The sequence below is a fragment of the Staphylococcus sp. HMSC070D05 genome, from assembly GCF_001815595.1.
Lineage (GTDB): Bacteria > Bacillota > Bacilli > Staphylococcales > Staphylococcaceae > Staphylococcus > Staphylococcus hominis.
The window spans coordinates 1-287 of the sequence record NZ_KV821118.1 but is presented as its reverse complement, the minus strand read 5'-3'; the positions used below and the strand labels follow the sequence as shown (position 1 = coordinate 287).

Annotated in this window: 1 protein-coding gene; it reads right to left on the bottom strand. The window is 39.4% G+C overall.

From position 1 onward, the window contains the following. On the bottom strand, positions 1 to 287 hold a 287-nt coding region (locus HMPREF3046_RS05095), incomplete at both ends, for a G5 domain-containing protein (protein WP_256278217.1).

The following is a 287-nucleotide window of genomic DNA, read 5'->3' as shown; positions in this document are numbered from 1 at the left end:
GAGTCTGAATCGCTGTCTGAGTCTGAGTCGCTGTCTGAGTCTGAATCACTATCGATGTCTGGACCATACTCAATTATTTCGTCTACAGGATCTTTTGTGATTTCTTCTGTTGGTTCACCTTCGCCTACTTTTTCTCCTGTTAATGGATTTTTCGTAGTTGGTGTTGTGATTGTTTTCTCTCCATTTTCACCTTTTTGTACGACTTTTTCTGTACCAGGTGCTAGATCTGGATTAAATTCACGTTTTTTATCAAACGGAATCTCTTCTTTTTCTATGATTGGATCGCC